The organism is Pseudomonadota bacterium (genome assembly GCA_039024915.1).
GTDB lineage: Bacteria > Pseudomonadota > Alphaproteobacteria > Rhizobiales > MH13 > MH13.
In genome coordinates this window covers 506,298-531,823 of record JBCCPK010000002.1, presented here as the reverse complement: position 1 = coordinate 531,823, position 25,526 = coordinate 506,298, and the positions used below count along the sequence as shown (strand labels likewise).

The following is a 25,526-nucleotide window of genomic DNA, read 5'->3' as shown; positions in this document are numbered from 1 at the left end:
TTGTGTTTGTGGGAACACCAAGCTTGCGTGTTTAAACAGATCATTTCGGCCAGGTGTCGGATATCAGGCGGGTCAAAACTGAGGACCGCCTCAGGATCGGGATGACGGTTGGTCAGGTTTCCCGAAAGGTTCGGCCGACCGCGAACAGCAGCGGTTCGAGCAGATAGGTCAGAAGCGTTCGATCTTCGGTCCGAAGGAACACATCGGCGGGCATGCCGGTGACCAGATTAAGGTCGTCGACGATGGAGGCATCGTCCGCGATCTCCACCAGGACCCGGAAGAACGGGGCGCTGGTTGCGGGATCGGTGTATGTGTCCGGTGAGATGCTGCGTACGGAGCCTTCAAGCCGGGGCGTTGAGCGTTGGGGCAGGGCGGAAAGCGCGATCATCGCTTCCTGGCCGACCGTAACAAGATCGATATCCTGTGGCCGGATTGCAGCTTCGATGACCAGGGCCTCTTCGGTTGGAACGAGGTCAAAAAGCGGATCGCCCTGGGCGATTACAGCGCCTTCGGTCACATCTCTGAGATTGCTGACCTGCCCGGTGACCGGAGCGCGAATGATCGCGCGCTCGACGGCATCGGTCTGAATGGCGAGCTCCTGTTCGAGTTGAAATCGACGGCTTTGCGCCTGTGCAAGTTCGCCATCCAACTCGCGTGCCCGCTCATCCTGCACGGCGGCCAGCTCCAGCTGAGACGCACCGATGGCTTCGCGGACTTCCGCGATCCGCGCGTTAAGCAGCCCGATTTGACCGCCAAAAGAACTCAGCCGACGCTGCAAATCGTAAATGCGGGTTGCGCGAACCAGACCACGTTCGAACAGGGGAGTGAGCATGCGCTCTTCTTCGGTGGTGATACGTGCCTGTTCCTCAAGGCTTATGATCTGCCGCGCGAGACCTTCGATCTGGTCTTCCTGCTGCTCAACGCTGTGGCGCAAAAGCGCCAGCCGGGTGCGGATGGCGGTCCGGTTCGATTGGAAGCGTTCCCTTTCGGCAGCGACAATAGCCAACAGGTCCGGCGCATTGCCGAAGCGGTCTTCCACCGGTGAAAAGTCCGGTGCGTCGCTGCCCAACCGTTCCGCCCGCAGCCGAATCTCTTGGGCCATGACTTCGATCAGGCTGCTTTGCGCGGCGTTGAACGATGCCTGCGACAGCGCGTTGGAGATCGTGACCACGGTCGATCCCGCCGCCACGAGATCCCCCTCGGTGATACCGAGACTTGCCAGCCGCCCAGGGCCCGGTGCTTCGACGGTCCGTGTTTGACCGGCAGGGCTTATGCTGCCGGTTGCGATGACAGCGCCAGAGATTGGCACCGCGACAAGGAACGCTCCAGCGACGGCAAGGGTCCCCAGCAATGTTCGGTTCGCCGAACGCAATGGGACTGCCAGTTTGCCACGCAGGCCGGCATTGTCGTTGGACGCGCCCGGCGCTTGTCCAGTAGAACCCAGAAGCTCACGAAATTGTTTCATGCTTCTTGTCCTTTCAGGCGTTTCAAAGGCGTCTGGTCGGGCTGGCTGTTGGCCGAAGCGCTACGCTGACTTGCCTCGGCAAGCCGTCTCCAGGCGTCGCGCGCCGCGAGCAGCTCGCGCAGCCCGCCAATCATCTGTTCGAACGGCGCGACCGCGCGCGCGAACAACAACAGTGCCGCGATCAGACCGCCTGCGCTCAACGCGCCACGCGTCACAAGCCACGCGCCCGTAGCCAGCAGGAGCAATTGAAAGCCCAGGCGGATCCCTTTGACCGTTGCCGTAACGCTCCCCGTCATCTCAAGACTGGTCGAGAGCAGCGTCATTGCGTTGCCGCGCAGGCCGATCGAGGCATCGAGCGAACGCTGTGTTGGCTGGGCGGCATGAATTTGCAGCGCAACGTTGCCCTGGTCGAGAACGAGGCGCGATGCGGCCACGTTTCGCCCATCGCGCCGGTCCAGCCATAAGGCTGCCCCTGTCAGCAGGGCTGCGAGGATCAAGGCGTAGAGCGCAAACAGGGGGTGTAAAAGCGCCAGAGGCACAAGAAAGATCGGTGTCCACGGGCCATCAAGCAGCATGGTACCGCCCCGCCCGCATATCCCCGCCCGCAACAGGCTCGCATCCTGGCATGTTCTTTTGGCCTGGTCGGGCGGCAGTGTCTTGAGCAGCGACGCGGTCAGCGTGCCGTCGATCCACTGCGATGATCGCACAAGGATCGCGTTGCGTGTCGCCTCAAGCCGGGCGCTAGCGAACAGGGCCAGCAGCGCGATACCGGTCAGCGCGATCAGCGTTTCCATCGACCCTGTCGACAGGATGCGGTCAAAGACCTGAAGCATGTAGATCGGCAAGGTCAAAGCCAAGAGACCGATGACCAAGCTGATCAGCAAAAGCGTGATGAGATGGGGACGGATGGTGGCCATGACGGCGTCTGTCGGGTGCATCTCGAAACCTCTGGTCAACGCATGATCAAAAGTTTGAGGGAAAATTTCCCACAAAACAAGACGTGTATTGATTCTTGTCTGTATTTTTTCTGACTTCTTCTCTTATCTATATGATTTTAAATGATAAAAAATTTATATGACTGGCAGCGTTTTCAGGGTAACCCGAATTTTTTTGTACCCTTTGTATCGATAAAATCGTGCGAATTCAGCCCGAGCCGCCTTGCAACGCAGGGTCGTTGATTCAACCAAATCAGTCGTAAAGAGCGGCGGGGCCGCACACACACCGCTGATCTTGGGATAGGCGTCTTAAAAGTGCTGGCGAGGCGCTAGCGGCTCGCCAAGGCGACCGCAATCTGTGCTGCAATTTTTGCATTGTTACGAACAAGTGCAATGTTGCTGCGCAGGCTCCGACCTCCTGTGATCTCGACCAAGCGGCCGAGCAGGAATGGCGTGACGTCCTTACCGGTGATCCCCTCCTGTTCGAGGTCCGCCTGAGCCCTGTCGATGAAGCCCATCATTTCGGCCTGGGGTATCTCGGCGTCCGAGGAAATTGGATTTGCCACCAACATGCCGCCCGGGCCGTTGTCTCGCTCCCCGAGCATGGCGGCCAGCGCTTCCCGCTTGCGCTGAAAGTTGGCAATCTCGCGCGCGTTGTCGGCGCGTAACGGAGCGGCAAGTCCAGACGTTCGTGACCAGAAGGCGGGCATATCGTCGGTCTGAAAACCGATAACGGGCACCCCGTTGGTTTCCAGCATTTCGAGCGTTTTTGGAATGTCGAGAATGGCCTTTGCGCCGGCTGCCACGACGATGACATTGGTGCGAGCCAGCTCGATCAGGTCTGCCGATATGTCGAAGCTTTGCTCAGCACCCTTGTGAACACCGCCAATGCCGCCTGTCGCAAATACCTTGATGCCGACCATTGCGGCGATCATCATCGTGGCCGCAACCGTCGTGCCGGCAGTTTCGCCGCGGGCGATTGCGTAGGCCAAATCGGCCCGAGATACTTTGCGTGCGCCTTTGGTTTTGGCCAAGTCTGCACGATCATCGTCACTGAGGCCAACCTTGATGCGCCCCTCCAGAACCGCCAGTGTCGCTGGTGTTGCGCCTTCATTGCGGATGACGGTTTCGACACCCGATGCCATGTTGAAGTTCTGCGGGTAGGGCATCCCATGCGTGATGATGGTGCTCTCAAGGGCGACCACCGGTTCGGCGGCTGCGAGTGCCCGCCCAACATCGGGCAGAATATCGATTGGCAAGTCGGCGGTCATGACTGTCTGGGATCGTTGTCTTTGGCGGCAAGCATACCAAGGGAAAGGCCGGGAACGACATCCTGATCCGACGCAATGGTCAATGCGGCAAGACAGGCGCCGGTTTTTGACGCAGTCGCCAGATCGTGTCCTCCGACAAGACCGTGCAACGTTCCGGCGATCATGGCGTCACCTGCTCCGGTTACGTCGACAACCTCGGTTTCGAGCGCCGTCATATCGGTCATTTCATCAGCTGTTAACACGCAATGCCCCTCCGCGCCCCGGCTAAGGACAATGTTCTTGGCCCCGCGCTTGCGGAGAGCGGCGATCAGATCAACGTCCCGTGCAACCTCCAGTCCCGTCAATGCGTGCGCTTCGCCACGGTTTGTGAACAACACCTCGACCCCTGACAGGTCGGCCGGGAGGCGCTGTGCCTTGGCCTGCGAGACGGTGTCGATGACCAGTTTGGCGGGCTGTGCCATGAGCATGGAGAGCGCGTCTGCGGGAAGGTTGCAATCAGCGAACACCCACTGCGACGGACCGGTGGCGAGGCCCGCGAGCGCTTGTGACGTGAGGCTATCGAAGATCGCCATCGATGCAACGCCTGTTACCAGTTCGCCGCTTGGTTCAAGGATTGCCGTGTAGTCAGCGGTTGGCGTCGCGGGATCAACCATTGCGTGCTTGAGGCTCACCCCCGCCGCTTCGGTGACGGCGCGAAGTGCTTCGCCGCCCGCGTCGTCACCAAGTCGCGTGATCAGGCTAACCGTGTGCCCCAATCGCGCCAGCGTTTCCGCAACGTTGCGTGCAACCCCGCCGAAGCTCGTGGTCAGCGTCGCGGGGTTGGACGTACCCCGGCGATGGGGTTCCTTCAGAGTGTATTTGCGGTTGATGACCGCGCCACCAACGCAGGTTATCACAGCGGATTTTTGGACGGTCACCGTCGACATGCCTGTATCTATCCGGCCGATGGGTTGAGCGACAATGCCGCTTTCAAGACGGAATTTGCAACCGCTTGCAAAAATGCTGATGGTGCGCGCACAGGGCGTGACAAACGAGCTTTCATGTGTCCTATTGCCCGCAAGCCCGGCTCGGGCTTGAAGCAAGACGCGGTGTGAAACCGCGCGAGCAAGGTTCTTAGGGAGACCACAATGACCAAATCTTTGAAACGCGCCCTGTTGGGCACGGCCGCCGCAGCTATGCTCGCAGGCGGCGCCTTCACGGCGGCGCAAGCGGACCACCACGTGGTGACCGAATTGCATTTCCTTATTCCTGGCGGTGCCGGTGGTGGTTGGGATGGTACAGCCCGCGGCACAGGCGAGGCTCTGACTGGCGCAGGACTGCTGGAGTCGGCGTCCTATGAAAACATGTCCGGTGGCGGCGGCGGTGTCGCAATCGCGCACCTGATCGAAACCGCTGATCAGCAAGCCGGTACGTTGATGGTCAACTCAACGCCCATCGTCATCCGGTCCCTGCAAGGTGTATTCCCGCAATCCTTCCGCGACTTGACGCCCGTTGCCGGTACGATCGGGGACTATGCTGCGATCGTGGTGAACACCGACAGTGATATCCAGTCGATGGAAGAGCTTATCGCCGCGTACCAGGCTGACCCGCGTTCGGTTGGTATTGCTGGCGGTTCGGTTGCAGGTGGGATGGACCACCTTGTTGCGGCGCTGGTGATGAAGGCTGCCGGCGCAAACCCGACTGAAGTGAAATACATTCCTTATGATGCCGGTGGTGACGCCATGGCAGGTCTTCTTTCGGGCGAAGCCCAGGCCCTGTCGACCGGTTTCTCGGAAGCCGTGGAGATGGCCCGTCAGGATCAAGTCCGAATCTTGTGCGTGACTTCTCTTGAGCCCGTTGCAGCTGCTCCCGACGCTCCGACCTGCGACAGCGCAGGTGCTCCAGGTGCCGAATTCGTCAACTGGCGTGGTTTCTTCGGTGCACCCGACCTCGATCCAGCGCTGTCTGCGGCCTATCAGAACAAGCTTGCCGCGATGTACGACACCGAGGAATGGGAAACCGTGCGTGCGCGCAACGGTTGGGTTGAAATCTTCAACCCGGGTGACGAATTCACCGGCTTCCTCGAAGAACAGGAACAGGTGATCGGCGATCTGATGCGGGAATTGGGTTTCCTGTGATCGTATGAGCGAAAAGCGGCGCTGGGGGATCCCGGCGCCGTTTTTCGATAGCAGGGAGGGGTTCATGTCGCGGGATCGGGTCGGCGGGCTGCTGCTGCTGGTGTTCTTTTGCGCTTATGGCTATCTGAGCACCAAAATCACGCTGCTGCCGTTTCAGCTCAATCAAGCCTTTCATGCGCGCACGGCGCCGCAATTTCTGACCTTCGCCGGCGTTGTGCTTGCGTTGGTTCTGGTGCTGAAACCCGGCGACAAGCGACCAATCGACACCACCGGGATGACCTTTACGCGCGTTGCGGTCCTGTGCGGTCTGATGGTCTTCTACGGGCTCACCGTCCGGACGCTCGGCTTCATCATTTCCACCAGCATCTTTCTAGCCGGTGGGTTTTTCATCATGGGCGAGCGGCGCCCGTTGATCCTCGTTGGCGCATCGGTCCCGATTGTGATCGGCTTCTGGCTCCTGATGACCCAGGTGCTCGACGTGTTCGTTGCGCCCTGGCCGGACTTTTTAAGGTAGGCGGTTATGCTGGAAGGTATTCTCTCTGGCGTCAGCGTCGCCGCTCAACCAATCAATCTGCTGATGGTGATGGTGGGGTGCTTTGCGGGCACCTTTATCGGGATGCTGCCGGGGCTCGGCCCGATCTCGGCCATCGCGCTTATGATTCCCATCACCTATGGCTTTGACCCATCGACGGGCCTGATCCTGATGGCGGGCGTTTACTACGGTGCGATCTTCGGCGGCTCGACGTCCTCGATCCTGATCAATGCACCGGGTGTCGCGGGCACCGTGGCCTCATCATTCGACGGCTATCCGCTGGCCAAGTCAGGGCAGGCGGGAAAAGCGCTGGCAATCGCGGCGTATTCGTCGTTTTCGGGCGGTACCATCGCCGCCATCTTCCTGTTGATTGCCGCACCCGCGCTGGCGCGGGTTTCGCTGTCGTTCCAGTCGACCGACTATTTCGCTCTTATGGTTCTGGGGCTTACGGCGGTCGCGGCCTTTGCCGGTAAGGGCAACTTGATCAAGGCGCTGTTGATGACGATCCTTGGCCTGATGCTGTCGACGGTTGGGACTGATCAGGCGCAGGGCGTTCCGCGCTTTACCATGGGGATGCTCGACCTGATCGACGGAATTTCCTTCCTTTTGCTCGCCATGGCGACCTTTGCGCTGTCCGAAGCGCTGACGGCGGTGCTGAAGCCGAAGTCCAAGGAGGATCAGGCCAAGGAACTGGAAGCGCAGAAGAATCTCGGCTCGATGAAGCTCTCCCGCGAGGAGGTCAAAGAGATCGCGCCTGTTGTCGGTCGGACATCGGTCCTTGGGTTCTTCATCGGCGTGCTGCCTGGCGCCGGCGCGACGATCTCTTCGTTCCTCGCCTACGGCATCGAGCAGCGCCTCGCGGGTCCGGAAAAAGGCAAGGAGTTCGGCAAGGGTTCAATCCGCGGTCTTGCAGCGCCCGAGACAGCGAACAACGCAGCCTGTTCCGGTTCGTTTGTGCCGCTGCTGACGCTGGGTATTCCCGGCTCGGGCACGACCGCGATCATGCTCGGCGCGCTTTTGTCTTACGGCATTCAACCCGGCCCGCGTCTGTTCATCGACAACCCCGAAGTGTTCTGGTCGGTGATCATCTCGATGTATATCGGCAACATCGTGCTGCTGATCCTGAACCTGCCGCTGATCCCCTACATCGCGCGGGTGCTGGCGCTGCCGACCGCCGTGCTGATCCCCTACATCCTGTTCTTCTCGTTGATCGGCGTCTATTTCGTCTCGTTCAACACCTTCGATATTCATCTGATGGTGTTGTTTGCCGTCGGCGCGCTTGCCTTGAGGCTGATGGATTTTCCCATGGCACCGATGCTCCTGGGGTTCATTCTTGGCGGGATGATGGAAGAGAATTTGCGCCGCGCGCTGATCATCTCCGACGATAGCTGGGCCTTCCTTTGGGAGCGGCCGTTGACCGCGTCCATTCTCGCAATCGCGCTGGTAATCCTGTTGGTGCCGATCATCACCCCGCATTTGGCGAAGATGAAGAAGAAGGTCTACGACAAGGCCGCCGAGGGCGGTTGAGCGGGAAGCAACCATGTTTGATGTGATCGCAGACACAGCCTGAGACGTTTCGTCGTGATCCTTAAGGTCAACTGCCCGTTGACCTTAAGGAACCACGATCATGTATCTCCAACTTGTCGCCACCTCTAAATTCGCCATGCCGTTCTGGACCCCGAACATCATCTACGGGACGGCGTCCGATGACCGCATCCGCACCACCGATGACGGCGACATCGTCTACGCGGGCGATGGTGACGACATCATCATGGGCAGCGAAGGCGGCGACGCGATACACGGTGGCGATGGCAACGACACCGTCATGTATAACCGATCAGACCACGCCGTTGTTGTGAACCTTGAGGCAGGCGTCGGCGCACGGGGTGTCACAGGCGGTGGTGATGCTTTTGGCGACACATACACCAGCATCGAAAACGCCGTTGGGTCGCGCTTCAGTGATCGGCTCTACGGCAATGACGGCGACAACATGCTGGCTGGTGGCGCCGGAAATGACCAGCTGAGTGGCGGAGCAGGCAACGACTTTCTCATGGGTGAGGATGGCGACGATTACATCTGGGGCGACGCGGACAACGATATTCTGATCGGCGGCGCAGGTGCCGATGAGCTTAACGGCGGCGATGGTGTGGATCTGGTTGCCTACATCAGCAGCGCCGACATCATAGAAATGCTCATGTTCCAGGATGAGAAAAAATCGAAGCACATGATTGACGGCGTCTCAGTCAACCTCACAACCGGTCGGGGCGAGGGTGGCGACGCGGCGGGAGACCTCTTTCGACAGGTTGAAGACGTCAGCGGGACTTTTGGCGACGACACCCTGATCGGTGATTCAAACGATAACGCGCTGTATGGAAGCGTCGGCGCGGACGTCATCAACGGCATGGGTGGCGACGATGATCTGTACGGCGACGCCATGGCCGGCGTGGATGATTTCTTCGAGATGTTCGACAACGTGGCCTTTGAAGGCGAAAACGACAGTGACACCTTCGTGTTCATCAACGAGAGGATCCCCGGCCCGAACAACGACGTGTCGCACGGCAATGACACCATCCATGATTTCGACGTCGATGCAGACATCATCGATCTGTCGCAAACCGAGGTGCGCAACTTTGGCGATCTGTTCAACCGTGGTGATCGGTACATGGAAGATGACGGTTTCGGTAACACAGTCATCTACACCATTGACGGCGATGACGGAGATTCCATCACGCTCTTGGGTGTCGCTATGAACACGCTGACGGAAGACAACTTTCTGTTTTGATCTTCGCGCTCAGACCTGTTTCCACTGGGCCCGCCCCCGAGGCGGGCCCTTTCATGTTTTGGCTCACTCCAAACCCTGCTAGATATATGCGCCGGACAGCCTTCTGATGCACGCCATGAGTGAAGTCGTCGTTCTGTTGTCATCCCTCCTTCTGGCCGACCTTCAGGCCGGATCGCCTGAGACGCGCGCGGGCGTGGCGGTCTTGCAGGAAGTGCAGGCGGCCAAGGCCGATGTGATGTACGACACAGCCTTCCCCGACCCCGATGATCCAAACTTAATCCACCTAACCATTTTCGTTGAAGATGGGGCGGAGCAACTCGCCTTGGCCCTGCGCGGGCTTTCGGGCGTGCATGCAAGCTATGTGAAACCGGCGGCTGACCTGCCCTGACAGGCCATCGCCTGACCAGAAAATAGGGGAATACGTCATGCCAGATACCATCAACGGCGCCGAAGGCGCTGAGTTCGAACTCATTGCAGTCGCCAAGCCTTCCGCAGGGTTGCGGGCTTCGGAATCCGCACTCGCCTCCGAAGCGGGTGTCGCCACCGACGCGGCTCAAGCGACCCTGAACAAGTTCAATGCGCGGCTGCGGCCACTTTTCGGCGCAAGCGAGGCGCGGGTTGAAGCTGCGGTGGAGAGTTTGCAGCCGCAAGCCTCCAGCGCTTTGATGCCGCTTTCGAATTTCTATCGGGTCGAAGCAGCCGCCGAAGACCTCGAAAGCATCCAGCAGGAACTGCTAGAAGGTGATCTGTTTGAAGGTGCCTACATCAAGCCGCCTGCTTCGCCTGCGGAAGAGTTCAGCATGGAGCAGCTGAACACGATGGAGGCCGTGTCCGCGCTGCCTCCGTCGACGACAGCCAATTTCATGGCGCGTCAGATTTATCTCAACCCAGCCCCTGAGGGCGTTGATGCCCATTGGGCGTGGACCCAGCCGGGCGGTACCGGTGCGGGCGTCCACATTGTTGATCTGGAAGGCGCATGGCGCTTCACCCATGAGGACCTTACCGAGCGTCAGGGCGGTGTGATCGGCGGCAACGTCATCAATGATCTTCGCTGGCGCAACCACGGCACGGCGGTGATCGGCGAGTATGGCGGGGACGCCAACGGGTTTGGCGTGAAAGGCATCTGCCATGATGCTGTCACGAGCGCGGTCTCCTTCAGCGGGATCGGTACGGCAGCCGCGATCAACCTCGCAGCGTCACGCCTCAGTGCCGGTGATATTCTGCTGCTTGAATTGCACCGCCCCGGACCGCTGCACAACTTTTCAAGTCCGCGCGGTCAGCATGGCTACATCGCCATCGAATGGTGGCCGGACGATTTCGCTGCGATCCTCAATGCCACCCGTCGGGGTATCATCGTGGTCGAAGCGGCTGGCAACGGATCGCAGGACCTCGATGACGATATCTACGAGGTACGGCCCACGGGCTTCCCATCGAGCTGGACCAACCCATTCCGTCGTAGCAACCGCGACTCAGGCGCCATAGTCGTTGGAGCCGGTGCGCCGCCTCCGGGAACGCATGGCGCGGATCATGGGCCGGACCGGTCACGACTTGGCTTCTCCAACTTTGGTGCGCTGATCGATGCGCAAGGATGGGGACGTGAAGTCACGACCTGCGGCTATGGTGACCTGCAAGGCGGGCCGGATGAGGATCTGTGGTACACAGATCGCTTCTCCGGTACCTCGAGTGCGTCTCCGATTGTCGTCGGCGTTGTGGGCTGCGTGCAGGGGATGGCCAAGGCGCGTGGCCGCATGCCGTTCACGCCGGCAGAGATCAAGGACGGCTTGCGCACGACCGGTTCGCCGCAGCAGGACGCTCCTACCCGGCCCGCCACCGAGCGGATTGGTAATCGCCCCGATCTGCCTGCACTGGCGTCGGCGTTGTTCCCAGCTGGTGGCCGCAAACGGCCGGCCGCTTTCCGCCGTCAAATTGATACCAGTCGACCGCTTGAGATTCGGGCGCTGATTGATGCCAGCCCTAAGCTTACGGCTGCATACTCAACCACGGTCATGCAGGCGGGCCTTATCTCGGCTCAGGCTCTGAAGGCCGGCGCGGTTGATCTCAAGGATCTCGCGATCCTGTTCCGCTTCTCCGATGTGGCGGGTCAGGCCATCGAGATCATGGGGCCAATCGGTGGAGATCGTTATCGCCACTGGGGCACCATCGCGGCCGACGGCCTTGGTCAGCTGTATGTCGATGAGGGCTTCTCCTCGACGGGTAGCACCAATGACGATCTGATCGCCGAGATCCAAGGCGTCGAGACGCGGTACGCCTTTGACACCACGTTGCAGCAGTACAAACCGGTCTAGGCCAAATGCTGTCCGGCATATGGCATATGCTGGATTGCCAAACTGGTCCGTGTAAGGTGGCCCCTCAACGATTGAGGGGCCACTTTTCATGAGCGAGGCAGGAGGCGCGGCGACGCAAGAAGATCAGCGTGATGCTTCCGCGCGCCGCTCGAAGGGCGAATTCGTTCGCGGCGTCAGCGGATTTCGTCACGTGATCGGCGACCCTGATTTCCCCGTTGAACCAGGTCGCTACCACCTGTTCGTTGCCCTCAACTGCCCGTGGTGCCACCGGGTCACGCTGGCGCGGGGTATCCTCGGGCTCGAAGACGCCATCAGCATGGACATCGCTTTTCCCAACCGAACGGGCGACGATGATCCGGTTGCGCCCAACCTGTGGGAATTTGCCCCGAACCGGGTCGCGACGCTGACCGGGACGACGCTACCCGAATGTACAGGCGAGACCGGAACGGGCGAACGGCTGCGGCTTGCGAAGCAAATCTATCAGGCCGAGGGGTCGCAGGAGCAGTCCCTGCCGGTTCTGTACGATAAGAAGACGGGCCGGATCGTCAGCAATGAGAGCGCAGAGATCATCAGGATGCTCGACGCTCAGGCGGGCGGCCTGCGCGGCGGGTCGGACGCCGATAGGGAGCTGGTTCTCTATCCGGCCGACACCGAGATGCGAGAGACCATTGATGCGCTTAATGAGCGGATCTACGTCACCATCAACAATGGTGCCTACAAGGCTGGTTTCTCGTCCGATCAAGCTGTCTATGCAAAGGCGTATGACGCTTATTTCCAGTCGCTGGCATGGCTCGACGACCTGCTCAGCGATGGCCGGCCGTTTCTAATTGGTGACAATTTCACTGAGGCCGATCTGCGCCTGTTCCCGACAATTTACCGGCACGACCCGGTGTATTACCTCCGCATGAAGCTCAATGGCGCGCGCATCCTCGATTATCCGGACTTGTGGCGCTGGTTATGCCGGGTCTACGCGCAGCCCGGTGTGCGCGAGAACAGCTCGCTCATCCATTGTCGGCAAGGCTATTTCGGGCGGTCCTGGAATGGGGTCGTTCCGCTTGGCCCTCAGAAGCCGATGACCTACCCGGAGGCGTACGACCATCCGGAACTGGCGGTTAAGTCCATGCGATAACTGAAAGCGACGCCCGATGGCGAGGGCGGTAGTTAGGGGTTCTATCCGTGGAGCCGCAGAGATTTATGGAGATTGCACATGACTGATCCTGTCCGCTGGGGAATCTTAGGCACAGCGAACTTTGCGCTCGAACAGATGGCGCCCGCCATCCATGCCGCGCGAGGTGCACAGCTGTCCGCGCTGGCGACATCGAGCCCCTCCAAGGCCGCCGCTTTCGAAGCGTTCGCGCCGGGCATCAAGGTGCACACCAGCTACGATGCGCTCCTTGCCGACCCGGAAATCGATGCGGTCTACATTCCCTTGCCCAACCATCTGCACGTGGAATGGACGAAGAAAACGCTTGAGGCCGGCAAGCATGTCCTCACCGAGAAGCCTATCGCCATGAAAGCCGAGGAAATCGACGCGTTGATCGCTGCCCGCGACGCATCGGGCTTGCTGGCGGCGGAGGCCTACATGATCGTCCACCACCCGCAGTGGCAGCTTGCACGTAAACTCTACCGGGACGGTGCGATTGGCGCGCTCACCCATGTCGAGGGGATGTTCACCTACGACAACCGCAGCGACGCAGCTAACATCCGCAACCGCCCAGAGACTGGCGGCGGCGGTATCCCCGACATTGGCGTGTACACCTACGGTTCAACCCGCTGGTTCACCGGGCAGGAGCCGGTGGCGATTACGCATGCCGATGTTGATTTCGAGAATGGCGTGGACGTGCTCTCGCGGGTTTCCGCGCGATTTGACGGGTTCACCGCGCATTGGTTGAACTCGATGCGCATGCACCCAATCCAGGACATGATTTTCATCGGCGATGCCGGCGTCATAAAACTGTTCGCGCCCTTCAACGCGAATGTGTTTGGGCCGGCGATTGTCGAACTTCATCAGGTCAGGGATGGTCGTTTCACCGTCACCGTTGAACGCTTCCCCAGCGCCAATCATTATATCAACCAAGTTGAAGCTTTTGGCCGAAGCATACGGGATGGCGAAGCCTATCCCTGGACCCTTGAGGATGCGCGGGGCACACAGGCGGTTATTGATGCTGTGTTCGCGAAAGCCCGGGCTTCCTGATTTCCCGCTGATGCGATCCTTCAGCGTCATGCAAGGTGATTAAGATAGATGGACACACTTTCCCGCATGCGGTCGTTCGTCGATGTGGTGCGCTCGGGCGGATATTCGGCGGCGTCCCGTGCTAGCGGCCGGTCGAAGGCGATCCTGTCCAAAGACGTCCGCGAACTGGAGGACTATCTGGGTGTGCGGCTTCTGACCCGTACGACGCGCTCTGTCGCGCCAACCGAAGCGGGGCAAATGTACTTTGATGAAACGGTCGCCCTGCTTGATCAGATCGATGGCCTTCAGGATCGCATCCGCGAGCACGGACAGGAGCCTGCCGGAACGCTGCGCGTTTCGGCTCCTCGGACCTACTCGGAAGGCAAGTTGGGTCAGGCGATCCTCGCTTTCGCGGAAGCCTATCCGCAAGTGGAGCTCGATCTGGTGTTTGAAGACCGCTTCGTCGATATGGTTGCCGAGCGCTTTGACGTCGCGATCCGCATTTCCGAGCTCGCCGACTCCAGCCTGATTGCGCGGAAACTGATGCCCTTCAGGATCGTCGTATGTGCATCTCCAGAGCTCATCGAGCGGGTGGGCCTGCCCAAGACACCTGATGAACTGGCGGGCCTGCCCTGCATTGTCGACAGCAATCACCGGGTCAAGCACGCCTACACTTTCGACACGCCGGAGGGACGCCAGTCTGTGCGGATTGAAAACCGGATCGCAATCAATGCGCCGTCGATCATACGCCTTGCGGCCCTTCGGGGGCTGGGCTTCTGCCAGACCCCCTATCTGTCGCTTGAAGGTGACATTGAAGAAGGGCGGCTGGTTCCTGTCCTCGAGCCGTTTGAGTTACGCGGGGTGGCGATCTACGCGGTTTACCCAGAGCGGCGCCATATGCCGGTCAAACTGCGCGCTTTCGTCGACTTTCTAGCCGCGCAGTTCGCCTCCGAGCGGTCCTGAATGGCGGTAACGGCTATTCGATTAGGATCATTGCAACACTTGTGCGCGCTTGTTTATGCAAACGCCACACTGTGGCCACGAGTGCGAATCACAGGGCAGACATGCTCCGGTTGATCAATTGCATTACTTTTTGTTTCGGGATGCTGGTGATGCCCGCTTCGGCGCACCCGCATGTCTGGGTCGATGCGTCGGCGCGTGTCATGTTCGATGATGTCGGTGCCATATCCGCGATCCGGCATAGCTGGAGATTTGACGAAGCGTTTTCCGCCTATCTGATGCTTGGCCTGGATGTCGACGGTGACGGCATTTATAGCCGCCAGGAAACCGCCGAACTTGCAGAGCTGAATGTTACGTCGCTGCAGGAGTACTTTTATTTCACCTCCATCGCAGGCGCCCAAGAGACCGATCGGTTGGGCGATCTGTACTCACTTGAGTTCGATGCGCCGCGCGATTATTTCCTCGACTTCGACGGGACCCACACCACGCTGCATTTCACCTTGCCGGTTCAGGGGGGTGTCAGGCCAGGCGAGCATGATTTCGTAGTGCTCGATATCTTTGATCCGGAGTATTTCGTTGCGTTCTCGTTGGTTGAAACTGCGCCTATCGAGTTGGCGAGCGCACCCGATGGCTGCTCGGTGACCCTTGACGAACCGCCGGAACTCGACACCACTTACGCCAATCTCCTGTCGCTTATTCCTGCAGATGGGTTTGTGCCTGAGGAACTGCTTGCGGTGACAAACGAATTGGCAAATCGGGCCCGCATTCGCTGTGCGTAGCTATGGCTCCAAACTGCTGGTGGGCGGCGTTTTCGCCAGCGTCGTGGTTTTGGCTGCAGCCGCTCCTGCGCTTGCCAACCCCTTTGGCGTCGGCATTCCCGCTGAGCCCGTAGTCGGCGGTCCGTTTGACCAGCTTATTGCATGGACTGCCGGAGCGCAGGCACAGTTCTACCAGGGGCTGACCGGCTCGCTACGGTCAGTCGAGAGTTCGACTGCCGCCCTGTGGTCGCTCCTGGGGCTCTCCTTTCTCTACGGTGTGGTTCATGCCGCCGGACCGGGTCACGGCAAGATCGTGATCGGTTCGTACATGTTGGCATCAGGGGAGACGGCCCGAAAAGGCGCCATGCTGGCGCTCGCTGCTGCGATGCTGCAATCCACAATCGCCGTTGCCTGTGTGGGGCTATTGGCGGGGGTTTTCGGCCTCTCGCAAGCGGTGTTGGTTTCTGCGACGTTGAACCTGGAGCGCTTTGCTTACGCTTTGATCATTGCGCTGGGCCTGTACATCCTGCTCAAGGCCTTGCGCTCGCTTGTCCCTTCAAGACCATTGCCGATGGTTGTCGCCGCTGGCCATCACGGTGAAACTGTTCACCATCATGCACACACCGAGCATGCGCACGGCCCCGATTGCGGCTGCGGGCACGCCCATATGCCGGATGCCAAATCGGTCGAAGGCAGTCGAAGTGCTGGCCAGACCCTCGCGCTGGTCGCAAGTGCTGGCCTGCGGCCGTGCACCGGTGCGTTGCTGGTTCTTGTCCTCGCCTTGAGCCAGGGGCTTTTCTGGCAAGGGGCTGCCGCGAGCTATCTGATGGGGTTGGGAACAGCGTTGACGCTGGCCTTGATGGCGGCCTTCGCGAGTGGGCTGAGCCGCTTCATTGCGCCGAACGGTGCCGGAGCCACGGGCTGGGCACGTGCAGCAAGCCGCGCATTGCAGGTCGTCGGGGCAGCCTTGATTATCGGGTTTGGTGCCTTGCTTTTGGCTGCATCACTCGGTCGCTAAGCCCGAAAGGCGCGGGCAGCGTCTCCGAAAGCCCTGAACAGGCGCGTGGACGGCTCATCGATACCCGGTCCCTTTGCAGCCCAATGCTCGGGGTGCCACTGCACGCCCAGCGCAAACGATGACGCGCTACGGACGCCGATGGCTTCGATCGTCCCGTCATCTGCTGTCGCTTCTACCTCGAGTCCGTCGCCCAGCGTCCCGACTGCCTGGCGATGGACCGAATTGACCAATGTCCGGTCTGTGCCGAGGATCTTTGAGAGCTGGCCGCCCCGTGTGACCTCGATCGTGTGGTTGAGGCGAAAGCGAGTTTCGACCGGTGTGTCGAAGGATCCGCCGCGATGATCGAACCGTCCGTCTTTCTGCTGGATTTCGCCGTCGATGGTGCCGCCAAACGCAACGTTGAGTTCCTGATGGCCCCGACAGATTGCAAACAGCGGCATGCCGAGCTCCAACGTCTCATGGATGAGCGGGAGCGTCGTGCCATCGCGGTCAGGGTCGAACGGCTCGTCGCGCTCGAGAGCCGTTTGTCCGTAACGCGACGGGTGAACGTTGGAGCGCGCCCCCGTGAGGAGGACGCCCGACGCGGCCGACAGTGCTTCCTTGACGTTCGATAGACCGGCAAGTGCCGGCAGCAGCAAGGGAATACATGCGCCGACCGTAGCGACCGACCGGACATAGGTGTCCATCGCCGTGTGCACTGTGTAGCCGTCTACCTGTTTCAGATCACAGCTTACCAAGACGATCGGTGGCGTCGTGTTTGGCATTGTACGCTCCCAGTACGCTCCCAACAGGACCGCTCGGCGGCGGATGGTTATTCGTTACACTGTGTTAACGCTTTGAATATGCTGCCGAAAGAGTGGGCGTGCCCATTCTTTACCCCAGCAACTGATTGGCTCTTGTGCAGCTTCGGGCTTTGGGGTTTAAGTGCGCCCGGCTGCATGAGGCCTATGCACTCAGTGCATGGCTGCTTCGTTCCGCTCTTTAGCAAACTTCCAAAAGACGTTCGGGAGGAACTCTGTATGGATCGTCGTTCATTTATCAAGAAGGCTGGTTTCGTAACCGCTGGTGCGACCGCCGCAACAACCCTGGCCACGCCCGCCATCTCGCAGGGCATGCGCGAACTGACCATGGTCACCACATGGCCGAAAAACTTCCCGGGCCTTGGCACCGGCGCACAGCGTTTCGCTGATCGTGTCACCGCCATGTCCGATGGCAAGCTGACAGTTAACCTGCTCGCCGCCGGCGAACTGGTCCCGGCGTTCGAATCGTTCGACGCTGTGTCGACCGGTGCCGCCGACATGTATCACGGTGCTGAGTACTACTGGCAGGGCAAGCACAAGGGCTTCAACTTCTTCACTGCGGTTCCGCTTGGACTGACCGCTGCTGAACTCGACGGCTGGGTCAACCACGCTGGCGGTCAAGCACTTTGGGATGAGCTGGCAGCTGGCTTCAACGTCAAGCCGATCATGGCCGGTAACACCGGTGTGCAGATGGGCGGCTGGTTCGCACGCGAAATCAATTCGCTTGAAGATATGCGCGGTCTGACCATGCGTATGCCAGGTCTGGGCGGCGAAGTTCTTCGCCGGCTTGGCGCATCGGCTGTTGCGCTTCCAGGTGGTGAGATTTTCCCGTCGCTCCAGTCCGGCGCCATCGATGCCACTGAGTGGGTTGGTCCTTGGAACGATCGTGCCTTTGGTTTCCAGCGCATCCTGAAGAACTACTACTATCCCGGCTTCCACGAGCCCGGCTCAGGTCTTGCAACGGGCGTCAACCTTGATGTCTGGAATTCGCTGACCCCGTCAGAGCAGGCGATGATGACAGCCGCTGGCCTTGCCGAGAACAATGATATGTACTCTGAGTTCATGGCAAACAACGGCTCGTCGCTCACCGCGCTGATCGAGGAAGACGAAGTTGTCCTCAAGAAGTTCCCGGCAGACGTGTGGGCCGAGTTCGCTCGCCTTTCCGAGGAAGTCGTTCAAGAAGCGCCGGAAGATGATATCGGTCGCCGCATTCTTGAAAGCTACATGACCGCCCGCAAGAACATCGGCGGCTGGTCGGAGATTGCTGAGCAAGCCTACTCGGGTGAGCGCAGCCTGAACCTGGCTGGTTGATTGTATTCACCTGTGAATAGTGAGAGGCGCGGCGGGCCAACCTGCCGCGCCTCTTTTGCGTCAAAGGCGGCCCGTCTTAGCCTGTTGATCTAGTAGTGGGGGCTGCCGAAGGCTGTTAAACCAAGTTCAACGAAAAGACTGGCGCGCAAGCGTCATCATCTAACGGCTTGGTCCGGGGGGAAGTATGCGTGGTTTGGCCAACGCTATTGATGGGCTGAACGATGTCTTGGGCAAAATTCTTGTTTGGCTCACTCTAGGCATCGTCATCATCCAATTCGTCGTCGTGTTGGCGCGCTACCTTTACGGCGCACCGAACATCGCCGGCCTGCCCATGATCATGTGGCAGGAATCGATCACCTATATGCACGCATTTCTCTTCATGCTGTGCGCTGCCTACACGCTGCTGAAAGATGGCCATGTACGTGTCGACATTTTCTACCGCGAGGCGCCCTTGCGCCGGAAGGCGCTGACCAATCTGCTTGGGTCACTGTTTCTGTTGCTGCCGATGTGCTTTGCGGTCTGGATCTTTTCGTTTGATTACGTGGCGCGATCCTGGGCGCAGTTTGAAGGTAGCCAAGAGACCTCCGGCCTTCAATTTGTTTACATCCTTAAATCCGCCATCCTTGGTTTCGCGGTTCTCATGGCGCTTCAGGGGGTGTCCATCGCGATCCGCTCTCTGCTCGCTTTGCAAGGCGATAATGATGAACTGCAGAAGCTGAAACTCAGCGGTGGAGGCCATTGATATGGACGGCTTGATCCACACGCTAGACATTCTGATGTTCGCCACAGCCTGCGTTCTGCTGATGGCAGGCTTCCCGGTCGCCTTCACCTTGGCCGGTGTCGCAATTGTCTTTGCTATTCTCGGCCATTTTGCTGGCGCCAACATAACACTTGGCGCGATGCCCTCGCGTATTTTCGGCACCATGACCAACACAGTGCTGATCGCGGTTCCGCTGTTCGTTTTCATGGGCGTCATGCTTGAGCGGTCGCGCGTCGCCGAAGAGCTGCTTGAGACGATGGGCCGTTTGTTCGGCTCTTTGCGCGGCGGTCTTGGTATATCCGTGTCGCTTGTTGGTGCGCTGTTGGCTGCCTCCACTGGTATTGTTGGGGCCACCGTGGTTACGATGGGCCTGCTTTCGCTGCCGACCATGCTGCGGAACGGATACAATCCGCGTCTCGCATGCGGGTCGATCGCCGCCGCCGGGACCTTGGGGCAGATCATTCCGCCGTCCATCGTGCTGGTTATTCTCGGCGACCAGATTTCAAATGGCTACCAACAAGCACAGCTCGAACTGCAGCAGCGCGCCTGGGCAGAAGGTGACTTTTCCTTTGTTCCCGGCACAATCTCGGTGGGTGATCTGTTCGCTGGCGCGTTGATCCCCGGTCTCGGTTTGGTTGGGCTGTACATCGTCTGGCAGATCATTGTTGCAATCATCGATAAGGAAGCATCTCCGGCGATGATTGTCCCCGAAGATGAGAAGCCTTCTGTCGGGCAGATCCTGCACGCGCTCCTGCCCCCGATCGTACTGATAATTGCCGTTTTGGGGTCGATACTTGCGGGCGTTGCGACGCCCACAGAAGCGGCCGCGGTCGGGGCCATAGGCGCCATCCTTCTTGCGGGATATCGGTCCGATGAATCGAAACCGTGGCCAGTCTATCTGACCGCGGCATCCATCATCATTGTCCTTGGGATGACGGCGACCCTCGATCTTCGCATCTCGCGAGAGCAGATTCCGCAAAGCGACCAGATCGCCATCTATATTTCAGCGTTTTTCTGTGTGGTTATCGCGTGGGGTTTATTGAATTGCCTGCTGCGTGTCTTCCGATCGGGCGTTCTGTCCGAGGTGATGCACTCGACGACGCAGATCACCTGTATGGTGTTCGTCATCCTTATCGGAGCGGCATTCTTCTCGCTGATCTTCCGCAACCTCGGCGGCGAGGAACTCGTTGAACACGCCTTGCTGTCGATGCCGGGCGGCACAATCGGCGCGATCGTTGCGGTCATGCTGCTGATGTTTGTGCTCGGGTTCTTCCTCGACTTCCTTGAAATCGTCTTCGTCGTTGTGCCGCTGGTCACGCCGGTTCTGTTGGCAATGGAGATGCCCGATGGCAGCACCATGTCACCGGTCTGGCTGGGGATTATGATGGCGATCAACCTGCAGACATCATTCCTGACGCCGCCCTTTGGCTTTGCCTTGTTCTATCTGCGAGGCGTTGCGCCGGAAAGCATCAAGACCATGGATATATACCGCGGCGTGATACCGTTCGTGCTGATCCAGGGTTTGATGCTTGCCATTCTGTGGTGGTTCCCGGCGCTTGCGACCTGGCTGCCCGAGGTCATCTACGGCCCGCAAAGCTAAGTCGCCCAGTCAACAGACGCAAGCAAGCCGCGCTTCTCTGTCGGGGGGCGCGGCTGCTTCATTTTTGGGGAGACAATCATGGCTCGAACAGCCCTCGTCACCGGAGGTAATCGCGGTATTGGTTACGCGATTGCCGAAGGCCTGGCGCGCGAAGGTTTCCATGTCCTTTTGGGTTCGCGCGATGCTGTGAAGGGCGCCGCGGCAGTCGATGCGGTGGAGCACGCGACCGGTCAATGCCCTAAATTGGTCGTTATCGACACCAGCGATGTTGCGTCTATCCAAAGCGCGCTGGAGGCATTGCCGAGCGAGGTTGATGTTCTCATCAATAATGCCGGTATACTGCCTGACGGCGATTTGATGACCATGCCCTGGGGCGATATCGAGGTGTCGGCTCGCGTCAACGCCCTTGGTCCGCTTTACCTCATGCGCGCTGTGATTCCGCAAATGGCGAAGCGCGGCTACGGACGGGTCGTCAATGTTTCGTCCGGGTGGGGTTCGCTCAATGGCCTGGGTCCGGGTGCTTACGGCATAACCAAGGCCTTCCTTAACGCTATAACCGTCAAGATTGCATCGGAGGCGCCGCGATCGGTCCTCGTCAATGCCATGTGCCCGGGTTGGGTTCGTACCGATATGGGCGGCGCAGGCGCGTCACTCATCCCCGAGCAGGGTGCGGACACAGCCCTGTATCTTGCAGGGTTGCCTGACGGCGGACCGAGCGGGCAAATCTTTCGTGAGCGTCGGCCCATTCCTTGGGATGAATAGCGCAGCCAGACACCGGAACTGTCAACGGCGGGGTCTACCGGTTGGTAACGGTTACGCGCCATATTACGTCGCAAGCAGGTCAGTTAGTTGGGAGTCGCTGCGATGCAGGCCGCCGAGGCGGGCGATGGCGGTGCGGTTGGGCGGTTGGTTGGTGCCCTGGCGCACGCGCAATTTCCGTCGCCCACAATCGCGCTGAACGCGTTCTCCAGCGCATGGCCCGAGCTTGCGAAATGGAGCGACGCCGCGCTGGCTGACTATGGCCTTGAGGTTGTTGACCCGCAAACCCTGGCATCGAGCGGGCAGAAACCTCCAACCGTGTTTATCGGCCCGCCGGACCGGCTGCACGCGCTCTGCAAAAGCGGATACGCACGTGTCTTCTCGCATGCTTTGGTTGCCGGTGGCCCGGTATTCCCGGTTGTCAGGACGCGCGCCCAGCTGAGCAAGCTTTCGCTGTCAGAGGCTATGGTTGCTTCCGAGTTTGGTCCTTTTGCGATCCGGCTTCCCGATGGGCCGCTGTATCGCGTGCTCGATGGCGTGGAGGCTCAGATCATGCGTGCTGGCACGTATGATCGTTTGCCTGCAGGCGCGATTGGCGAGGTTGCCGTTCGCAGCGACCCGCACGGCCCTTGGACCCTAAGTGGCATTCTTTCGGCGTTCGAGATGGTTCCGCATCGCTTTCGGGCGGCACAGCTTCTTGGTTGGCTTGGTGACGCGGATCCACAGGTGAGCTTTGACCAGCAGTCAAGTCCACCAGGCAAGCCGGTGGGGCCAAAGGAGATGGCGGCCTTGATCGCTTTCCACGAGGCGGTGCTCGACGCGCGGCTTATTGTCGAGGAGCGGGGCCAAGCGCGGCGTCCGGTACTGCAGGTGGAAACAGAAGCCGGCGACTGGATTGAGAGCGAATTGGCTCAGCGCTTCAGAGCGATGACCGGCCTACAGCCGGCCATCGAACGCGTGGTGCCAGGGCGCTTGCCGCCCACTGGCCGCGCGGTGGGATATCGCGCGGCCTCGTGACTGTCACCAATCAGCGGGTCAGTGTGATGCGCCCATCCGTCGCCGGTGCGAACTCACCCAGTTCGCGAACATGGACCATAACGTCGTTGGCCATCAGCTTGGCATCTTCCTCGCGCACAACACGAGGTGCCTCGGCAAACGTCGCATAGCCGTCGCCACCGCGACCCATGAAGTCATTGGTGGAGACGGTGTAGGTCGCCGCCGGATCGAGAGGCCCACCACCAATCATGACCGACGTCACGCGGCTTCCCGGCTCCTGGGTGAGGTCGGCTTCGATGGTCATGCCGGAGACCTGCGGGAAGCGACCTGACCCATCTTCGACGCGGCTGAACCCGTTCTCAAGCGCTTCGAGGATCTGCGCGCCTGTTTGTTCAATCATGATGTTGACGTTGCCGAACGGCAGTTCGGTGAGGATATCACGCCGGGTGATTTCTGAGCCCGGAGGATAGACCTTATCCGCCCGTATGCCGCCGCCATTGGTGATTGCGACATCCGCACCCACCGCTGCGCGCATCCCGTCGGCGACGAGATTGCCCATCGTGGCTTCCTGACTGCGGACCGAGGCACGGCGCGAATCAAGCTCCGAAGTGATCGTCCCGATGACGACGTTCAACTCTTCATCGAGTATGGCGTTGAATTCATCGACACGGGCCTGGACGGCAGCGTCTTGCTCCATTCCCATCGTTGCGATGGGACGGAATGCGAGCGCAAAATCGACATCGCGCTCATCCCCTTCGATCTCCATTTCAGCCGTTACATCGACGGCGGTGACATAATCAGCCTGCTCGCGCGATTCGACGAGTGCGGAGCGGCCATCGTAGGAGATGGTCAGAAGGTGATCATCGCCTGAAAGGATCAGGTCGTACGTGCCCGATTCCATCATCTCGCGGTCGATCCCGATATGATTATGCGTGACGGCGACGATCATGTCTGCGCCGGCTTCGCGCAGTGCTGCGGCCTGCGCCTCGCCAGTTTCGACGGTGCCGGCGATCTGCAAGGTCCCAGGTGATGATTTAACGGTGGCATCTTCCGCCGTCAGCCCGATGATCCCGACCATGAAGCCTTCGACATCCATCAACATGGTGTCGTTGAAGCCTTCGAGAACCGAGCCGTCTTCGTTGCGCAGATTGGCGGCGAGCAGCGGTGCATCAAGCTCGCCCATGCGTGCGCGGAACGCCTCTTCGCCAAAGTCGTACTCGTGGTTCCCGGGAACAAAAACGTCCGGACCGATCATGTTGAACAGTTCGATAATGTGTTCGCCCTGATCAAAGGAGGACAGAAGGGAGGGTGAAATGACATCTCCAGCGACGGCAAACACGACGTTTTCATTGGCGGCACGCTCGGCATTTACCACCGTTGCCAAGCGACCGAAGCCCCCTTCGCTAGAGCGATTGTCGACCCGGTCTATGTCGTTGACCAGCAGAAACGTGACCGACACGGTGGTTGTCTCTTGTGCCAGTGCTGGAACGCTGACCAAGGCGGTGCTCAGCGCAAGCGTGGCCAGAAAACGGGATAATGAAAGTGTCATGTAGCAGCCTCCCTCAAGGCAAAATCGATAATCGCGCGCGGTTTTCTCTCGGCGATCCATACAGGCGCAGCGTGCGCCGCTGCGTGACAATACCATGACAGATTGGTGACGGCCTGCAAGCTGTGCGGGCTGGCGGGATGCGTAAAGATGCGGCAATCGGGCACAACATGTGTGTCGTGCCATCTGTTTGTCTTGCTGGTGCGTAAGACGTAAGAGTTAATCAAGGCCGTGCGGTTCAAGACAGTCGCGCGTATCGGGAGCCTGAGTGTGAACACGCAAGATTTTAAATCGTTTGAAGCGCGCTCCATCGCGCCGGCTGGGCTCAACCGCTCGGCGGAAGTGTCGGTGATGCCCGCCGAGCATCCCGGGGTTAAATTCGGCAAGGTGGGTGTTTTGCTGGTCAATCTGGGGACGCCGGACGGCACCAGCTATTGGCCCATGCGCCGCTATCTTTCGGAGTTTCTTACAGACAGCCGGGTCATCGAGTGGCCAAAGGCGCTGTGGTACCCAATTTTGTACGGCATCGTTTTGCTGACCCGTCCGGGGCGCAAGGGGAAGGACTACGCGACGATCTGGAACGAAGACCTCGATGAGAGCTATCTTCGAACCTACACGCGTTCACAGTCTGAACTGATGGCGCAGGCCTTCGCAGAAAACGATTCGGTCGTTGTTGACTGGGGTATGCGTTACGGCAATCCATCCATCGCATCTCGCTTGGAGGCCCTTAAGGAACAGGGTTGCGATCGTATTTTGCTGTTCCCGCTTTACCCGCAATACGCCTCGGCGACGACCGCCACGGTCAATGACAAGGCATTCGAATACCTCATGAAGCAGCGCTGGCAACCGGCGATCCGCACCGTGCCCGCTTACCATGACGAACCGGTCTACATCGATGCGCTTGCGCGCTCGATTGAGGATCACCTTGAGACGCTCGATTTCATCCCGGAGGTGGTCGTCGCCTCCTATCACGGCATCCCCGACAGCTACTTCAAGAAAGGCGACCCGTACCATTGCCATTGCCACAAGACGACGCGCCTGCTGCGCGAGCGGTTGGGTTGGTCGGAGGATCGCCTGATCACAACGTTCCAGTCACGTTTCGGCCCCGAAGAGTGGTTGCAGCCCTATACTGACAAGACCGTTGAGCAATTGGCCAAGCAAGGTGCGAAGGGTATTGCTGTGTTCAATCCCGGCTTTGTGTCGGATTGTCTGGAAACCCTGGAAGAAATCGCGGGTGAAGCGCACGAGATATTCGAAGAGAACGGTGGCGAACACTTCACCCATATTCCGTGTCTCAACGACAGTGACCACGGGATGCGCGTGCTAGAAGCGATTGTGCGCCGCGAGTTACGTGGTTGGGTGGAATAGCGCACCGCGTCGACGGCAATTTTCTCCGGCGTATAAGCCAAAAATGATGGTTCGGTGACGACTTAAAGG

At 59.6% G+C, this 25,526-nt stretch carries 23 protein-coding genes; 17 read left to right on the top strand and 6 right to left on the bottom strand.

The genetic code is table 11. The features are described 5' to 3' along the window. Positions 1-112: 112 nt before the first annotated feature. The 4 genes from AAF739_05800 to AAF739_05785 form a co-directional block, all read right to left on the bottom strand. Positions 113-1,465 (bottom strand): HlyD family type I secretion periplasmic adaptor subunit, encoded by a 1,353-nt coding sequence (locus AAF739_05800; protein ID MEM6382169.1) that lies wholly within the window; start codon positions 1,463-1,465, stop codon positions 113-115. Continuing rightward, positions 1,462-2,403, bottom strand: a complete 942-nt coding sequence (locus AAF739_05795; GenBank protein MEM6382168.1) for a hypothetical protein — start codon at positions 2,401-2,403, stop codon at positions 1,462-1,464. Before AAF739_05795 ends, AAF739_05800 begins: the two co-directional genes overlap by 4 nt. 326 nt (positions 2,404-2,729) lie before the next feature. Continuing rightward, positions 2,730-3,671 (bottom strand): pseudouridine-5'-phosphate glycosidase, encoded by a 942-nt coding sequence (locus tag AAF739_05790; GenBank protein ID MEM6382167.1) that lies wholly within the window; start codon positions 3,669-3,671, stop codon positions 2,730-2,732. Then, positions 3,668-4,597 carry a PfkB family carbohydrate kinase gene (locus AAF739_05785; protein ID MEM6382166.1) on the bottom strand — a complete coding sequence of 310 codons (930 nt, stop codon included), beginning with the start codon at positions 4,595-4,597 and terminating at the stop codon, positions 3,668-3,670. The genes AAF739_05790 and AAF739_05785 overlap by 4 nt, the downstream gene beginning before the upstream one ends. Positions 4,598-4,798: 201 nt before the next feature. Between AAF739_05785 and AAF739_05780 the strand changes: the two genes are divergently transcribed. From AAF739_05780 to AAF739_05730, 11 genes are all read left to right on the top strand, one after another. Continuing rightward, positions 4,799-5,788 (top strand): tripartite tricarboxylate transporter substrate-binding protein, encoded by a 990-nt coding sequence (locus tag AAF739_05780; GenBank protein MEM6382165.1) that lies wholly within the window; start codon positions 4,799-4,801, stop codon positions 5,786-5,788. 64 nt (positions 5,789-5,852) lie between these two features. Next, on the top strand, positions 5,853-6,302 hold the full coding sequence (locus AAF739_05775; protein ID MEM6382164.1) for a tripartite tricarboxylate transporter TctB family protein: 450 nt from the start codon (positions 5,853-5,855) through the stop codon (positions 6,300-6,302). Between the two features lie 6 nt (positions 6,303-6,308). After that, complete coding sequence (locus AAF739_05770; protein ID MEM6382163.1) at positions 6,309-7,847, top strand: tripartite tricarboxylate transporter permease; 1,539 nt, start codon at positions 6,309-6,311, stop codon at positions 7,845-7,847. A gap of 100 nt (positions 7,848-7,947) precedes the next feature. Further along, complete coding sequence (locus AAF739_05765) at positions 7,948-9,102, top strand: calcium-binding protein (GenBank protein MEM6382162.1); 1,155 nt, start codon at positions 7,948-7,950, stop codon at positions 9,100-9,102. Between the two features lie 115 nt (positions 9,103-9,217). Further along, positions 9,218-9,490 (top strand): hypothetical protein, encoded by a 273-nt coding sequence (locus AAF739_05760; GenBank protein MEM6382161.1) that lies wholly within the window; start codon positions 9,218-9,220, stop codon positions 9,488-9,490. Between the two features lie 37 nt (positions 9,491-9,527). Then, the gene (locus AAF739_05755; protein MEM6382160.1) at positions 9,528-11,408 is read left to right on the top strand and encodes a S8 family peptidase; all 1,881 of its coding nucleotides are present in this window, start codon (positions 9,528-9,530) and stop codon (positions 11,406-11,408) included. A gap of 88 nt (positions 11,409-11,496) precedes the next feature. Next, entirely contained in the window at positions 11,497-12,537 is a 1,041-nt protein-coding gene (locus tag AAF739_05750; GenBank protein ID MEM6382159.1) for a glutathione S-transferase C-terminal domain-containing protein, read from the top strand. A 78-nt stretch (positions 12,538-12,615) separates the two neighbouring features. Beyond that, entirely contained in the window at positions 12,616-13,602 is a 987-nt protein-coding gene (locus AAF739_05745; GenBank protein MEM6382158.1) for a Gfo/Idh/MocA family oxidoreductase, read from the top strand. A 48-nt stretch (positions 13,603-13,650) separates the two neighbouring features. Continuing rightward, positions 13,651-14,544: a LysR substrate-binding domain-containing protein gene (locus tag AAF739_05740; GenBank protein MEM6382157.1), complete on the top strand. Its 894-nt coding sequence runs from the start codon at positions 13,651-13,653 to the stop codon at positions 14,542-14,544. A gap of 149 nt (positions 14,545-14,693) precedes the next feature. Further along, entirely contained in the window at positions 14,694-15,320 is a 627-nt protein-coding gene (locus AAF739_05735) for a DUF1007 family protein (GenBank protein ID MEM6382156.1), read from the top strand. Beyond that, positions 15,313-16,317, top strand: coding sequence for a hypothetical protein (locus tag AAF739_05730; protein MEM6382155.1), 1,005 nt, complete (start codon positions 15,313-15,315; stop codon positions 16,315-16,317). The genes AAF739_05735 and AAF739_05730 overlap by 8 nt, the downstream gene beginning before the upstream one ends. Here AAF739_05730 and AAF739_05725 read toward each other — a convergent pair. Further along, positions 16,314-17,081 (bottom strand): gamma-glutamyl-gamma-aminobutyrate hydrolase family protein, encoded by a 768-nt coding sequence (locus AAF739_05725; protein MEM6382154.1) that lies wholly within the window; start codon positions 17,079-17,081, stop codon positions 16,314-16,316. The genes AAF739_05730 and AAF739_05725 overlap by 4 nt on opposite strands. 255 nt (positions 17,082-17,336) lie before the next feature. Between AAF739_05725 and AAF739_05720 the strand changes: the two genes are divergently transcribed. The 5 genes from AAF739_05720 to AAF739_05700 all read left to right on the top strand — a co-directional run bounded on the left by AAF739_05720 (position 17,337) and on the right by AAF739_05700 (position 22,564). Further along, entirely contained in the window at positions 17,337-18,428 is a 1,092-nt protein-coding gene (locus AAF739_05720) for a TRAP transporter substrate-binding protein (GenBank protein ID MEM6382153.1), read from the top strand. A gap of 184 nt (positions 18,429-18,612) precedes the next feature. Continuing rightward, complete coding sequence (locus tag AAF739_05715) at positions 18,613-19,170, top strand: TRAP transporter small permease subunit (protein MEM6382152.1); 558 nt, start codon at positions 18,613-18,615, stop codon at positions 19,168-19,170. 1 nt (position 19,171) lies between these two features. Next, positions 19,172-20,788, top strand: coding sequence for a TRAP transporter large permease subunit (locus AAF739_05710; GenBank protein MEM6382151.1), 1,617 nt, complete (start codon positions 19,172-19,174; stop codon positions 20,786-20,788). A 78-nt stretch (positions 20,789-20,866) separates the two neighbouring features. Next, the gene (locus AAF739_05705) at positions 20,867-21,550 is read left to right on the top strand and encodes an SDR family NAD(P)-dependent oxidoreductase (GenBank protein ID MEM6382150.1); all 684 of its coding nucleotides are present in this window, start codon (positions 20,867-20,869) and stop codon (positions 21,548-21,550) included. Positions 21,551-21,652: 102 nt separating this feature from the next. Then, positions 21,653-22,564: a hypothetical protein gene (locus tag AAF739_05700; GenBank protein ID MEM6382149.1), complete on the top strand. Its 912-nt coding sequence runs from the start codon at positions 21,653-21,655 to the stop codon at positions 22,562-22,564. A 10-nt stretch (positions 22,565-22,574) separates the two neighbouring features. Here AAF739_05700 and AAF739_05695 read toward each other — a convergent pair whose 3' ends face one another. Then, positions 22,575-24,092 (bottom strand): 5'-nucleotidase C-terminal domain-containing protein, encoded by a 1,518-nt coding sequence (locus AAF739_05695; GenBank protein ID MEM6382148.1) that lies wholly within the window; start codon positions 24,090-24,092, stop codon positions 22,575-22,577. A gap of 348 nt (positions 24,093-24,440) precedes the next feature. Here AAF739_05695 and hemH point away from each other — a divergent pair, with 348 nt between their 5' ends. After that, positions 24,441-25,457, top strand: coding sequence for a ferrochelatase (gene hemH / locus AAF739_05690; protein ID MEM6382147.1), 1,017 nt, complete (start codon positions 24,441-24,443; stop codon positions 25,455-25,457). Positions 25,458-25,526: the final 69 nt, after the last annotated feature.